We start from the raw sequence: 13270 nt of genomic DNA on the forward strand, positions 1-13270 counted from the left end.
GAATATTAGAGTTTATTACATTTATCCTTTATTATATTAAACTATAATAGTTAAGTATTTGATTTTATATATATTTTTTTACTGTTATAATCTTCTCTGTGAAGGGGGAGATATGATGGCGACAAGAGAATATTTTAAGATTGATGAGATTTCAGTAAATAATCCTCTTTTTTCACCAATGCGAGCGACCATTGAGACTGCTTTTTATAGAAATAATGTAGAACTTGTTACTACTCCTAAAGAAGCATATAAACTTGCAAAAAATTCTCCGGGGACTATAGTGACTAGTTGGGAAGTTTACAATCCAGAAATGCTTGGACTTGAAAGAGGCACAAAAGTATTATTATTTAATGATGGTGCGGTAACGGGTAGATATGCTGCAGGTCGAAGAATATTAGGTACAAGTGATGATAATAAATATTTGGAAATTGTCCGTGAAGCGGTTTATAATACGAGATATAAAAAAATGTACCATGGAATATCGTTTTCAGGACTTTCAGAGGAATTTATGGTGAAAAATCATATTTTAATACCTCAAGGTCATGAAATTTTACTTTATAATTGGCTGTTAAATTTTCAATATCCTTCTCAGGAATATGAGAGCATGTATAGAAAATCTTTTAGATATAACGAAGGAGATATATATATTTTTGTAGATCCTGATTGGAAACACCCAGATTTCCCATTAGGACTTGCAATTTTTGATTCAGAACACAATTGTGCAGCTATTCTTGGAATGAGATATTTTGGTGAGTTAAAAAAGGGGACCTTAACACTTGGATGGGGTATTGCAAATAGGAATGGATTTGTAGCTTGTCATGGTGGAATAAAGATATTAAAAAATGAAAAAACGGATTTTGTAGCCGCATTTTTTGGATTGTCTGGATCCGGAAAGTCAACACTTACTCATACAAAACATTCAAAATACGATGTAACTGTTTTACATGATGATGCGTTTATTATATCAACTAATTCTTTGTCATCTGTTGCACTTGAACCATCTTATTTTGATAAAACAGCAGATTATCCGTCAAATTCAGAAGATAATAAGTATTTATTATCTATACAGAACTGTGGTGTTACAAAAGATGAAAATGGTAATTTGATTCCCGTAATGGAAGATTTAAGAAATGGAAATGGAAGGGCAATAAAATCAAGGCTTTGGTCAGCTAATAGAGTTGATAAGTTTGATAGTCCTATTAGTGCGATCTTTTGGTTAATGAAGGATCCTACATTACCACCAATTGTAAAAATTGATTCTCCAAATATGGCATCGACAATGGGTGCTTTGTTAACAACAAAAAGGACATCTGCAGAAAAGTTGGATAATGATGTTGATCCAAATGCATTGGTTTTTGAACCATATGCAAATCCATTTAGAACCTATCCGTTAAAAGAGGATTATGAAAAATTTAAATTTGTATTTGAAAAAGGAGTTCAATGTTATATTTTGAATACCGGATACTTTATAAACAAGAAAGTGCCAAAACACCTAACAATACAATTGGTTGAAGATGTAGTGGAAAATAACATTGAATGGGTAAAATGGTTTGGGACTTTTTACTTTGCAAAGATTGATGGGTTTCTTCCAAATATGGAGGATAGGGAATATATTGAATCGTTGAAAAAATCGTTTTTAAAAAGAAAAGATTTCATTCTTTCGAAAAAAGGTACTAGAGATGAACTTCCAGAAGAGGTTTTAGAAGCAATTGAACAAATTATAGGGCTGCTTTGAGCAGCCCTTTTTTGTGATATAATCAGTTTGGGGGTGAAAGTGTGAAAAAATATTTATTTTTTTTGTTTTTGTTATGTGTATCCACTTTCTTTTCTATCAATGTAATGGTGTACAAAGTTGATGCTGTTTTTCCAGACCAGATGTTTAATTTTGTTGGTACGAAAAGTAATATGATATATTATTTAAAATTATTTGATGATGGTTTACAAAAGGGGTATATAGTAAAGGGCTGGTATTTTATACCAAAAAAATTTATTGAAAAAACTACTTTAAAGATCAAATTAGAAGATGAAACAATGTATATGGAAATAAAAAACAAAAAAGATGGAATTTATTCCGTAATTTCTCCGTTCCTTTTAATTTGTCCTTCAAAATCTAGAGTATATTTGGGAGATTATGAAATTGATAAGGTTGAAAAAAATACGGAGGTAGGAGCTGTTTTAATGCCAAGATTTGAAAAACAGGGAATTTATACTGGAATTGTTACTCAAAGATTTATACAGAAAGATTCGTTTAATAGTGATGATGAAATTTATGTTGTAATTTCAATGGGATTACAAAAGACAGGTGGTTATTCGCTCGTTCTTCAAGATTATACTGTTAATGAAAACAAGGTATTGATTAATTTATATTTTAAAGAGCCAGAAAAGGGAAGTATTGTTACCCAAGCATTTTCAGTTCCATCATACAGTCTAAATCTTGGAGCGTTAAAAAGCGGAGAATATACGATAAAAGTAATTGTAAAGACAAAGAAAGGAGAAATTAGTTTTTCAAAAAATATTAAAGTAAAATAGGAGGTGTGATTATTTTAGAAATTTCTCAAATAGTGAGTGAGGCGTTAAAAAACAACAAACCAGTGGTTGCGCTAGAAAGTACGGTTTTAGCCCATGGTCTTCCTTATCCTGAGAATCTGAAGGTTTTCAGAAGGTTGGAGGAATTGGTAAAGGATAATAACTGTGTTCCAGCAACTATTGGTGTGTTAAAAGGGAAAGTAAAAATTGGGATGTCAGAAGAGGAAGTGGTTGAACTTATTAAGGATAATCCTATAAAGGTGGGTACTAGGGAGTTACCATATGCAGTTTCTTTGAAAAAATCTGCGGCAACTACTGTGAGCTCTACTGCAAGACTTGCAAGTTTTGCAAATATAAAGGTATTTGCCACAGGAGGCATTGGTGGTGTTCATAGGGGAGAGTGGGATGTATCACAAGATATCATGGAACTTTCAAATACAAATATAATTGTTGTTTCGGCGGGGTGTAAATCGATATTAGATATAAGGAGGACGTTGGAATTTTTAGAAACATTTCAGGTGTTAACTTTAGGGTATAAAACAGAATATTTTCCAATTTTTTATAATGGATTGTCTGATGAGAGGATTTACAAAGTTGAAAGCACAAAAGAAATTGCAAAAATTTTTGTGACGAAAGAAAGTCTTGGAATAAAAGGTGCAATTTTAGTAGCAAATCCTATACCTAAAGTATACGAAATAGACAACGATGAAATTGAAAGATATATAGAAATAATTGAAAAAGAAATGGAAAATGTAAAGGGGAAAGAAGTGACTCCTTATATTTTAAAACGATTGGTGGAATTATCCAATGGAAGAACTTTAGAATCAAATATAAAACTTTTAGAAAATAACGTTGAACTTGCTTGTAAAATTGCGCAAAGTTTAGAATGGTGAAGTATTTGATTCTTAAATAATTTTAAAGACTTTTGAATAAAGTAATACAGGAGTGACCTTATTTTTTTGACCTGTTATATTTAAAGAAGGGGTGAAACTGTGAAAATTCTCGTAGTTTCTGATACACATGGTTCATTGAAAAATTGGAAAAAGATAAATATAGTACAAGAAGTAGATGAAATATTCCATTTGGGTGATATATTATATCATGGTCCTAGAAATCCTTTGCCCGAGGGATATGATCCAAAAAATCTAGCAGAGGAACTAAAAAATCACAAAATAAACTATATTAGAGGAAATTGTGATGCAGATGTAGATTTAAAAGTTTTGGGTGTCCAGGAAATGCCTAAGCAAAGTATAGAATATTTTGGAAAAGTACCTGTTTATTTATTTCATGGGGAAGTAATTGAAAATGATGGATTTGATTTAATTTCTTTTGCAAAGAAGCATAACGTAAAAGTAGTTTTGCATGGGCATACACATATTCCAAAAATAGAAGAAATTGATGGAATAATCGTTGCAAATCCTGGTAGTCTTTCATTACCAAAAGGTGGTTTTCCTCCTACGTATATGGTTATCGAAAAAAATAATGAAGTTGTAATAACCATATTTGATTTAAATGGTAAAGAGGTGCTAAAGAAAAAGTTATGAATAGTTATAGGACGGTCTTTGGAAGGTATGAAAAAAAGATAAATATAAAAAGATCTATTTTTATTGCAACTATTTCCCATGCTGATGATTCAGAAGAAGCAAGAGAGTTTATAAGAGAAATTTCAAGATCATACAATGATGCAACTCATAATTGTCCTGCGTATAGAGTGATAGAGCATGAGCAGATAGTGGAGTTTTCTTCAGATAACGGGGAACCTTCAGGAACTGCAGGACGTCCTATTTTAGGAGTTTTGAGGAAATTTGATTTACTAAATGTGGTTGTAGTGGTTACTCGATATTTTGGTGGTGTAAAGCTTGGAGTTAGGGGATTAATTGATGCATATTCAAGTGTTGTGGAGAAAGCTTTGGCGGAAATAAAGATAGTAAAAATGGTTCCAATAAAGGTTTATAGGATAAAAGTTGATTATAATAAATATGGAAAAGTAATGCAAGAGTTGCATTATTTAAATTTTGAAATAATAGGAACTGAATATTTTGGGAATTTTGCATATATTGATGTAAGAGGGAATGAAAATCTGAACGGGTATGAAATAGTAGAAGAGAAAACTATATTTGTTAAGGAGGAATGATTTATGTTGTCGAAAAGGGCAATTAGTGCTCCTGCAAGTCCGATTAGAAGGTTAGTACCATATGCAGATGATGCAAAAAAGAGAGGAATACATGTTTATCACTTAAACATTGGTCAACCGGATATTAAAACTCCAAAGCAGTGGTATGAATATATTGAAAAGTACAAAAAAGATGTGGTTTCTTATACACATTCACAAGGTATAAGAGAGCTTAGAGAAAAATTTTCTGAATATTATAATTTATGGAACATAACTGTGCAACCTGATGAGATAATGGTGACAAATGGTGGCAGTGAGGCAATAATGTTTGCACTCGGTGTTGTTTGTGATCCAGATGATGAAGTTATTGTTGTTGAACCTTTTTATGCAAATTATGCAGGGTTTGCCTCTTATTTAAATATAAGACTTGTGCCTGTAACTGCAAAGCCAGAGGAAGGCTATAGAATGCCTGATATAAAGGAATTTGAAAAGGTAATTTCTCCGAAAACAAAGGCAATTTTATTTTCAAATCCGTCAAATCCAACAGGTGTTGTTTATTCAAAAGAAGAATTAAAAACAATTGCAGAAGTTGCCAAAAAATACAATTTAGTGATAATTTCAGATGAGGTTTATAGGGAATTTACATTTGATGGTACACAGGCAATTTCAATGTTTAGTTTTGAAAATATAAAGGATAGACTAATTATTGTGGATAGTTTGTCGAAGAGATATAGTGCATGTGGTGCAAGAATTGGTACATTTCTTACCAAAAACAAAGAATTTTATAGAGCAGCTTTAAAATTTGCACAAGCAAGGTTATGCCCTGCTGAAATAACACAATATGGTGCATTAGGGCTTTTAGAAGCGGATGAAGAATATATGAAAGAGGTTATAAAGGAGTATAATATAAGAAGAGATATTGCATTTGAAGAAATGAGTAAGATACCTGATATAGTTGTTCACAAACCTCAAGGTGCGTTTTATCTTGCTGCTAAACTCCCAGTTGATGATTCGGAAGAATTTATAAAATGGATGCTCTCAAATTTTGAAGTAGATGGAAAAACTACTATGGTTGCACCTCTTTCAGGATTTTATGTAACACCAGGATTGGGAAAAAGTGAGATAAGAATAGCATATGTGTTGAGTGCAGAAAAGTTAAAAGATGCAATTAATATAATGGCAAAAGCGATAGAAGAATACAATAAAAGGTCCAAGTGATACTTGGACCTTTTATTGAAATCTTTTAAAAATTTTATTAACATTTCTTAGGTAATATTTTGGATCAAATATTTCTTTAATTTCATCTTCAGTTAGGTTAAATTTTTTCTTGACGGCATCTTTAAAAGAAGTTTTATTTTCCCAACAATAAAGTGCTATTTCTTGAACTTTTTTGTACGCTTCTTCTCGAGTTAAGCCTTTTTCCACAAGTTTTAATAAAACCCTTTGCGAATAAACTAACCCATTTGTAATTTCTATGTTTTTTTGTATGTTTTCCGGATAAATTACTAGGTCTTCAATTAGTTTTTGTGTTTTTATAACCATATAGTATAATGTTGTTGTTAAATCTGGAAACATATATCTTTCAACAGATGAATGGGAAATATCTCTTTCATGCCACAAAACTATATTTTCAAGTGCCGCATTAACATAACTTCTTATTATTCTGGACATACCAGTGAGTCTTTCGCATAAAATTGGGTTTTTCTTATGTGGCATGGCAGAAGAGCCTCGTTGTCCTTTTTTAAACGGTTCTTGCACTTCTAATGTTTCTGTTTTTTGTAAATGTCTGATTTCAACTGCCATTCTTTCAATAGCGCTTGCTACTAATGCAAAAACTTCAATTAAAAATGCGTGAACGTCCCTTGGAATTACTTGAGTTGCAACTTTTGTAGGTTTTAGAGAGAGGAAAGATAGGGCTAATTTTTCAATTTCTGGATCAATATTTGCATAATTTCCCACAGCACCTGAAAGTTTACCTATAGAAATTTCTTTCATGGCAAATTCCAATCTTTTTATATTTCTTTCGATTTCTGCATGCCAAGAGAGGAATTTTAATCCAAATGATGTAGGTTCGGCATGGACACCGTGCGTTCTACCAATAGTTGGTAGATCTTTAAAGTTTAATGCCTTAGTTAGGAGTATTTCTGACAACTTTTTAAGTTCTTCTATAATTAACTTTGTCGCTCTAACAAGTGCAAGACTGTTTGCAGTATCTACTATGTCAGAGGAAGTGAGTCCAAAATGGAAAAATTTTGCTTCTTCACCCATTTTTGACGTAGCTACTTTTATAAAGGCGATTACGTCGTGATCAACTACTTTCTCTACCTCTAAAATTTTATCAACGTTTATGTAAGCATTTTTTTTAGCTTTTTCATACGTTCCTTTTGGTGCTATTTTCAATTCTTCATAGGCACGTATAACCGATAGTTCTACTTCTAACCATCTTTCATACTGACTTTTTAAAGACCAAAGAGATTTTAAAGGTTCAAGAGCATATCTTTCTACCATCTGTTACCCCCCCACACATTTTTTTACGTATAAAGTATATCATTAATTAGAACTTAATATGATAATTTTAAGTAAATCTTTACAGAAAACATCACTTGATGTATAATATATATGAACAATTATTCATATATAGAGGTGATGATATGATATATGAATTGTCTGAATTTTTTAAAGTGCTAAGCGATCAAACTAGGCTGAAAATTTTACTTGCACTTTCTGAAAAGGAATGTAATGTTACTGAACTTCAAAAAATAACTAATTCAACTCAATCAACTGTTTCGCATCAATTGAGAATTTTAAGGCAGACCAATCTTGTAAGGTACAAAAAGATTGGAAGAAATGTATACTATAGGTTATATGATGAACATATTGTTGTGATTATTAAGTATGCGATAGAGCATATACAAGAGTTTGGAGGGAGTAAAAATGCATAGACATAGTCACGATATAGTAGAAAAAAAATTAGCTTTTTCTGTTGGTTTTAATTTAATTATCACAGTTTCGGAGGTAATTGGAGGTCTAATTTCAGGTAGTTTGGCACTTGTGTCAGATGCGTTGCATAATCTAAGTGATACAGGTGCGCTTTTAACGAGTTATTTTGCAAGGAAGATTTCCAAAAAGCCAAGAGATAGAAAGTATACATATGGATATAAACGTTCAGAGTTAGTTGCATCAATTATTAATATAGTTGTTTTACTTTCCATTTCCTTTACAATTATATTAGAAGGTGTGAAAAAATTGGTATATCCCAGTGAAATAAATACATTAGTTATGTTAGTGATAGCATATATTGGATTATTTGGTAATCTTTTTACCGCAGCTTTGTTATTTGCACATAGAAAAGAAAATTTAAACTTGAAATCTGCGTTTTTGCATATTTTCAGTGATATGTTTTCTTCAATTGGTATTATTGTAACTGGTTATATAATGAAATATTATAATCTTTGGATACTTGATCCTATAATTACTTTTGTTATTGCAGGTTATATAATCTTTGAATCAATTCATATACTGAAAGAATCAATTCGCATAGTTATGCAGGGAATTCCTGAAGGAGTTGATTTAGATAGAGTAAAAAAATTATTGGAAGAATTCGATTTTGTCGAAAATGTACATCACTTACATATTTGGTCTTTGGATGGTCATACCCTTTATTTGGAAACTCATGTAAAGGTAAAGGGAGAAGAATACGATAGATATCTAGGAGAAATGAAAGGGTTGTTAAAGAAGAATGGTTTTTTTCATTCTACAATTCAACTAGAATCTAAAGAGTGTAATGAAAATTGCATTGCAGATTTTTGATTGATATGTTAGAATAGTTACGGTGTCTGGGCGTAGTTCAGATGGCTAGAACGCCAGAATCGGGATCTGGAGGTCGTGGGTTCAAATCCCGCCGCCCAGACCAAATATGCCTCCTTTATAAGGAGGCATTTTTTGTTAAAAATGATAAAATAAATGTTAGGGGTGATAGTTTGCTTCTTGTTACAAAGGAATTTACATTTGATGCTGCACATAATTTGGTAAAGTATCATGGGAAATGTGAAAGATTGCATGGACATACGTATAAATTGATAGTTACAGTAGCTGGTGAAAAAGACGAAGAAGGAATGGTGATTGATTTTATTGAATTGAAAAACATAGTAAAAGAAAATGTATTGAACATTTTGGATCATTCATACATTAATGATATTATTGAGCAACCAAGTGCGGAGAATATTGCAGAATGGATATGGGAAAGGTTGACAGAAAAGTTAAAGACAGATAGGTATTTTTTATATGAAGTAAAACTTTATGAAACACCTACATCTTATGTAACGTTAAGGAGGAATTTAGATGTTTAATAAGATACCTGATAGAAGGGGAACTAATTCATATAAATGGGATCTTAAAAGAGAAGATATAATACCTCTTTGGGTTGCAGATATGGATTTTGAAGTTTCAGAAGAAATAAAAGAGGCTATTTTGAAAAGGGTAAAGCATGGAGTTTTCGGATATACATTTAGACCTGATAGTTATTACAATGCTGTAATAACATGGTTTAAAGAATATCATGATTTTGAAATAAAAAAAGATTGGATTGTTGCTGTCCCAGGCGTTGTACCAGGTATTTCATTTGCAATACAGGCTTTTACGCTTCCGGGAGAAAAGGTTATTGTCCAGCCACCGGTATATAGACCATTCTATGAAGTGGTTGTAAACTCTGGTAGAAGAATTGTGTATAATAATTTAATCGAAAGAAACGGCTACTATGAAATGGATTTTGAGGATTTGGAGAGAAAAATAGATAAGGATGTTAGAATGTTAATATTATGCAGTCCACATAATCCCGTTGGAAGAGTTTGGAAGAAAGAAGAGTTAGAAATGTTAGGAGAAATCTGCTTGAAAAATGATATAATTGTAGTTTCTGATGAGATTCATGCAGATATTATTTTTAATAATAAACACAGGGTCTTTTTAAGTATAGATGAAAAATTCTATAATAATACAATTGTCCTTACTTCACCAAACAAAAGTTTTAATATTGCAGGACTTCAGTCTGGAAATGCGATAATTCCAAATAAGCTTTTAAGGAATAGGTTTGAAAGGATAATTGAATTACAGCATTTAGGACATTCCAATATTTTTTCCATTGTTGCGACGGAAGTTGCTTATACAAAGGGAAGACATTGGTTGGATAAATTATTAGATTATATTTATGAAAATGCTTTATTTGTTAAAAAATTTTTTGAGAAAGAACTAAATATAGATGTTAATTTGCCTGAAGGAACATTTTTAATGTGGATTGATTTTAGAAGAATTCAAAATCCTCACCAAAAATTATTGAATGCAGGAGTATGGTTGAACGATGGGGTAGAATTTGGGCCAGGTGGTGAAGGATATCAACGTATGAATATTGCTACCTCCAGAGAAATTTTGAAAGAGGCGTTGAATAGGATCAAAACTATTTTTTAATGGTTTCTTTTAGATCCACGACAAGTTTTGCGATTGCGTATATGATTACTAAGAATTCTAGTCTTCCTGTAAACATTGCTATTGTTAATGTCCACATTGCACCAAGTGGCATTGTTGGTTTTGTTATGCCCACGGATAAACCTACACCATTCATTGCAGATGCAAATTCAAACATGGAACTTGTTAAGTCATAGCCATAAGTGGATAATATTATACTACCTATAAAAAATGTGAAAAAATACATAGAAAATACTAAAAATATTTCTTTTATATCGTCATTTGTAATGGTATTTTTATTTTGACCTTTCCATGCAAAAATTTTAGTAACACTTTTAGAAGGTAAAAGAAATTCTTTTATAGAATGTATTACCACTTTTATAGTTACCCAAATTCTGTACTGTTTTAATCCACCGGCAGTTGAATCCATACCACCACCTGCCATCATTAGTGAGGTTAAAATAAACATTGCAAGCCCAAAGTTAATCCACGTGGGATTAGTTAAATCGACAGTTGAAAAACCAGTACCAGTTATTGCAGATGCTGTTTGAAATATTGATTCTCTAAATCCTTCTGAAAAACTGTTAAATATTTTTCCAAATCCATTTATGCTAATTAGAGTAGAGGTTAGGAAAATTGTTGAAAGCATAAGCCAGGGCTCTCCATTTTTGATCAAGGCTTTGAAATTTCCTTTCCATAGTACATAATGAACACCAAACCCCGTACCACCTAAAAACATTAGAATTATTATAATTATTTCTAAAGACAAATTATTATATTCACCTATACTGCCATTTCTAACAGAGAAACCACCCGTTGCAAGTGCTGTTAGAGAATGATTAAATGCGTCGAAAAGTGGCATTCCAAAGATATCTAATAGTATGGTACCTATTATAGCGTAAGAGACGTATATCAATGAAATTATTCTAGCTGATCTTTTTATATTGGGAGCGATGTTATCAACTCTTCCTTCTGCATGGTATAAACCAAACCCCTTGGGACCTATTACTGAGCCCATCATTATAAGTGCAAAGCCTGCTCCCCCTATAAATTGCATAAAGCTTCTCCAAACTAAAATCATTTTTGAAACATTTGTGACATCTGTAAACATAGTCAATCCAGTTGTTGTAAAACCACTGGTAGATTCAAAAACAGCTTGTGAGAAGGTTAAATGTTCAATAAGCATAAATGGTATAGAACCGATTAGTACAACTGAAAGCCATGTAAATAGAACAATTACAGCACCTTCTCTAACAGTCACAGTTTGTTGAGAAGAAATATTTGATATTTTAAAAAGAGTATAACCCAAAATAAACGAGAAGAAAGCAGGAAATACAAATCCAAAGATATTTATCATTTCATTTGGATAGAAAAGTACCAAAAAAATGGGGAAAAGAATAATTATTGTATAGTACATTAATATTAAACCAACGTTGTATATAATGACCTTGTATTGTTCTGATTTTTTTGGCATTTTATTCCTCCGTTAATATATTTAATATTTCAGTTTGAGCAGTTGGAAGACCTACAATATAGAGTCTATCATTTGCTTTTATTTGAGTGTTACCGTGTGGAATTATAACTTCTCCTTTTCTTAGAATTCCTCCCACTACACATTCGTGTGGAAGATTTAAATCTTTTAAGTATTTTCCAACAGCTTTAGAGGTTTCAGGGATATCTACTTTCAAAAATGATAGTTTTCCTTCTTCAATTGAAAGAAATTCTTCAAGTTCTTTTCCAAAAAGAAGATTTTCTACTGCCTTTTGCAGCATGGTAGTTGTACTTACAACTGCTGTGATTCCCAATTTTTCAAAAAGTTCTATATTGTCTGGATTGTTAACTAGAGTTACTATGTTTTTTACTCCGAATATTTTTCTGGCGTATTGGGTTATTATTAGGTTTTCTTTATCTTTGTTTGTTAAAACTACGATTATATCTTCTTCTTCTATATCAAGTTGTTCTAGTAATTTCTTTTTTGTTGCATCTCCGTGTATTACTATTGCTTTTAAATCACGTGCAAAATCCTCACATACTTTTTGGTCTTTATTTACCAAATATGTCTTATATCCTTTACTTGAAAAGGATTTTGCCATAAAGTATGCGATTTTTTCGCCACCTATTATGACAACTTTCATAGCAAATCACCAACCAATATTCGCTTTAATTCACCAATTATAAGTAGAGTTGGAGAAATAATTTCAATATCGTACTCTTGAAATAAACTTACATTATCTGGATCATAGACCCTCGTAATTATTTTTTTTGCTCCAAAATAATATTTGCACATTAAAGAAATAAGAAAATTTGTATTGTCGTCGTGAGTAAGCACCAAGACATAGTCTGCTTTGTTTATTTTGGCATTTTCAAGTACGTCTTTTTCAGTGGCATCACCCACAATAGAAAATCCCGTGAAATCTGGTGATAAATTTTCAAATGAGCTTTCTTCCTTATCAATTACAACTACACTGTGTCCCATAGAAGATGCAATACTTGACACGTTACCGCCAACTTTACCACAGCCAATTATTACAAGGTAAAGTTCGTCAATTTTTTTCATTGTTTTCCTCCTCATCAAGGGCTTTTGCGGCTTTTAAATGTTTTTCGGCAAGACTAATGTTTCCCCTTTTCTTTAGTAATTCGTACATCAAATAATGTGGAATAGGCGAAGAAGGAAGTATGTAAAACATTTGTTTTATCATTTTTTCTGCTTTGTTTAATTCTCCTAATTCTAAATATTTATTTGCATTTCTTAATGCTTTATCAAATGAATCTTTTTGCTCTTCGATTAAACTTTTTACTTTTTTTGTTAATTCATCTTTTGTAAAAGGTTTTGAAAGAAAATCTACTTTGTCATATTTAAAAATTTCAGATAATATTTCTGGTTTTACATATGCAGATACAACTAAAATAGGGCACTCGTATGCGTTGTTGCGTAATTCCCTAATTAATTCCAAGCCTGATTTTCCTGGAAGTTTTAAATCGGTGATAATAAGGTCGTACTTTACTTTATTTTCCACGATCTTTTTTAAAGCTTCCTCTACACTAATGAGTGAATCAATTTCATATTCATCTAAAAATTTCTCTATAAGCAATCTTACATTTCTTTCATCATCAATAATGAGTATTTTTCTCATTAGGTACCCTCCTAAAAAAAGAAACTAGGGGGAATCCCCC

15 protein-coding genes and 1 tRNA gene are annotated in these 13270 nt (G+C 31.6%); 11 read left to right on the forward strand and 5 right to left on the reverse strand.

Annotation, left to right across the window (positions count from 1 at the left end; all coding sequences use genetic code 11):
* The first annotated feature begins 112 nt into the window (after positions 1–112).
* The 6 genes from XJ44_RS07000 to XJ44_RS07025 all read left to right on the forward strand — a co-directional run bounded on the left by XJ44_RS07000 (position 113) and on the right by XJ44_RS07025 (position 5857).
* Entirely contained in the window at positions 113–1735 is a 1623-nt protein-coding gene (locus XJ44_RS07000) for a phosphoenolpyruvate carboxykinase (ATP) (protein ID WP_232218173.1), read from the forward strand.
* 41 nt (positions 1736–1776) lie between these two features.
* Positions 1777–2529, forward strand: coding sequence for a protease complex subunit PrcB family protein (locus XJ44_RS07005; protein WP_232218174.1), 753 nt, complete (start codon positions 1777–1779; stop codon positions 2527–2529).
* A gap of 11 nt (positions 2530–2540) precedes the next feature.
* Positions 2541–3419, forward strand: coding sequence for a pseudouridine-5'-phosphate glycosidase (locus tag XJ44_RS07010; RefSeq protein WP_077288053.1), 879 nt, complete (start codon positions 2541–2543; stop codon positions 3417–3419).
* Between the two features lie 99 nt (positions 3420–3518).
* The gene (gene yfcE, locus XJ44_RS07015; protein ID WP_075666276.1) at positions 3519–4070 is read left to right on the forward strand and encodes a phosphodiesterase; all 552 of its coding nucleotides are present in this window, start codon (positions 3519–3521) and stop codon (positions 4068–4070) included.
* Positions 4067–4660, forward strand: a complete 594-nt coding sequence (locus XJ44_RS07020) for an IMPACT family protein (RefSeq protein WP_077198525.1) — start codon at positions 4067–4069, stop codon at positions 4658–4660. The genes yfcE and XJ44_RS07020 overlap by 4 nt, the downstream gene beginning before the upstream one ends.
* A gap of 3 nt (positions 4661–4663) precedes the next feature.
* The gene (locus XJ44_RS07025) at positions 4664–5857 is read left to right on the forward strand and encodes a pyridoxal phosphate-dependent aminotransferase (protein ID WP_075666278.1); all 1194 of its coding nucleotides are present in this window, start codon (positions 4664–4666) and stop codon (positions 5855–5857) included.
* A 12-nt stretch (positions 5858–5869) separates the two neighbouring features.
* Here the strand turns inward: XJ44_RS07025 and purB are convergent, their stop codons facing one another.
* The gene (purB, locus tag XJ44_RS07030; protein ID WP_075666279.1) at positions 5870–7147 is read right to left on the reverse strand and encodes an adenylosuccinate lyase; all 1278 of its coding nucleotides are present in this window, start codon (positions 7145–7147) and stop codon (positions 5870–5872) included.
* A gap of 143 nt (positions 7148–7290) precedes the next feature.
* Here purB and XJ44_RS07035 point away from each other — a divergent pair, with 143 nt between their 5' ends.
* The 5 genes from XJ44_RS07035 (at position 7291) to XJ44_RS07055 (ending at position 10099) form a co-directional block, all read left to right on the forward strand.
* Positions 7291–7581 carry an ArsR/SmtB family transcription factor gene (locus XJ44_RS07035; RefSeq protein WP_231450368.1) on the forward strand — a complete coding sequence of 97 codons (291 nt, stop codon included), beginning with the start codon at positions 7291–7293 and terminating at the stop codon, positions 7579–7581.
* A complete protein-coding gene (locus XJ44_RS07040) occupies positions 7574–8449 on the forward strand; it encodes a cation diffusion facilitator family transporter (RefSeq protein ID WP_077198526.1) in 876 nt (291 codons plus the stop codon). The genes XJ44_RS07035 and XJ44_RS07040 overlap by 8 nt, the downstream gene beginning before the upstream one ends.
* A gap of 26 nt (positions 8450–8475) precedes the next feature.
* A tRNA-Pro gene (locus XJ44_RS07045) sits at positions 8476–8552 on the forward strand.
* A gap of 67 nt (positions 8553–8619) precedes the next feature.
* Positions 8620–8988 carry a 6-carboxytetrahydropterin synthase QueD gene (gene queD / locus XJ44_RS07050; RefSeq protein WP_077198527.1) on the forward strand — a complete coding sequence of 123 codons (369 nt, stop codon included), beginning with the start codon at positions 8620–8622 and terminating at the stop codon, positions 8986–8988.
* Positions 8981–10099 (forward strand): MalY/PatB family protein, encoded by a 1119-nt coding sequence (locus tag XJ44_RS07055; protein WP_077198528.1) that lies wholly within the window; start codon positions 8981–8983, stop codon positions 10097–10099. Before queD ends, XJ44_RS07055 begins: the two co-directional genes overlap by 8 nt.
* Here XJ44_RS07055 and XJ44_RS07060 read toward each other — a convergent pair.
* From XJ44_RS07060 to XJ44_RS07075, 4 genes are read right to left on the reverse strand one after another with little or no spacing between them, the layout of a single operon-like run.
* On the reverse strand, positions 10089–11570 hold the full coding sequence (locus XJ44_RS07060) for a TrkH family potassium uptake protein (RefSeq protein WP_077198529.1): 1482 nt from the start codon (positions 11568–11570) through the stop codon (positions 10089–10091). The two genes, XJ44_RS07055 and XJ44_RS07060, sit on opposite strands and share 11 nt — an antisense overlap.
* Before the next feature lies 1 nt (position 11571).
* A complete protein-coding gene (locus XJ44_RS07065) occupies positions 11572–12231 on the reverse strand; it encodes a potassium channel family protein (RefSeq protein ID WP_075666285.1) in 660 nt (219 codons plus the stop codon).
* Positions 12228–12653, reverse strand: a complete 426-nt coding sequence (locus tag XJ44_RS07070) for a potassium channel family protein (protein ID WP_075666286.1) — start codon at positions 12651–12653, stop codon at positions 12228–12230. The genes XJ44_RS07065 and XJ44_RS07070 overlap by 4 nt, the downstream gene beginning before the upstream one ends.
* Positions 12640–13230: a response regulator gene (locus XJ44_RS07075; protein ID WP_075666287.1), complete on the reverse strand. Its 591-nt coding sequence runs from the start codon at positions 13228–13230 to the stop codon at positions 12640–12642. The genes XJ44_RS07070 and XJ44_RS07075 overlap by 14 nt, the downstream gene beginning before the upstream one ends.
* Positions 13231–13270: the final 40 nt, after the last annotated feature.

The organism is Thermosipho affectus (assembly GCF_001990485.1).
Classification (GTDB): domain Bacteria; phylum Thermotogota; class Thermotogae; order Thermotogales; family Fervidobacteriaceae; genus Thermosipho; species Thermosipho affectus.

What these genes read in the sequence shown, in the direction of transcription:
- XJ44_RS07035 (WP_231450368.1), top strand. Translation starts at nt 7,291, where the DNA reads ATGATATATGAATTGTCTGAATTTTTTAAAGTGCTAAGCGATCAAACT.
- XJ44_RS07055 (WP_077198528.1), top strand. Translation starts at nt 8,981, where the DNA reads ATGTTTAATAAGATACCTGATAGAAGGGGAACTAATTCATATAAATGG.
- XJ44_RS07065 (WP_075666285.1), bottom strand. Translation starts at nt 12,231, where the DNA reads ATGAAAGTTGTCATAATAGGTGGCGAAAAAATCGCATACTTTATGGCA.
- XJ44_RS07000 (WP_232218173.1), top strand. Translation starts at nt 113, where the DNA reads ATGATGGCGACAAGAGAATATTTTAAGATTGATGAGATTTCAGTAAAT.
- XJ44_RS07075 (WP_075666287.1), bottom strand. Translation starts at nt 13,230, where the DNA reads ATGAGAAAAATACTCATTATTGATGATGAAAGAAATGTAAGATTGCTT.
- XJ44_RS07060 (WP_077198529.1), bottom strand. Translation starts at nt 11,570, where the DNA reads ATGCCAAAAAAATCAGAACAATACAAGGTCATTATATACAACGTTGGT.
- purB (WP_075666279.1), bottom strand. Translation starts at nt 7,147, where the DNA reads ATGGTAGAAAGATATGCTCTTGAACCTTTAAAATCTCTTTGGTCTTTA.
- XJ44_RS07020 (WP_077198525.1), top strand. Translation starts at nt 4,067, where the DNA reads ATGAATAGTTATAGGACGGTCTTTGGAAGGTATGAAAAAAAGATAAAT.
- XJ44_RS07025 (WP_075666278.1), top strand. Translation starts at nt 4,664, where the DNA reads ATGTTGTCGAAAAGGGCAATTAGTGCTCCTGCAAGTCCGATTAGAAGG.
- XJ44_RS07070 (WP_075666286.1), bottom strand. Translation starts at nt 12,653, where the DNA reads ATGAAAAAAATTGACGAACTTTACCTTGTAATAATTGGCTGTGGTAAA.
- XJ44_RS07040 (WP_077198526.1), top strand. Translation starts at nt 7,574, where the DNA reads ATGCATAGACATAGTCACGATATAGTAGAAAAAAAATTAGCTTTTTCT.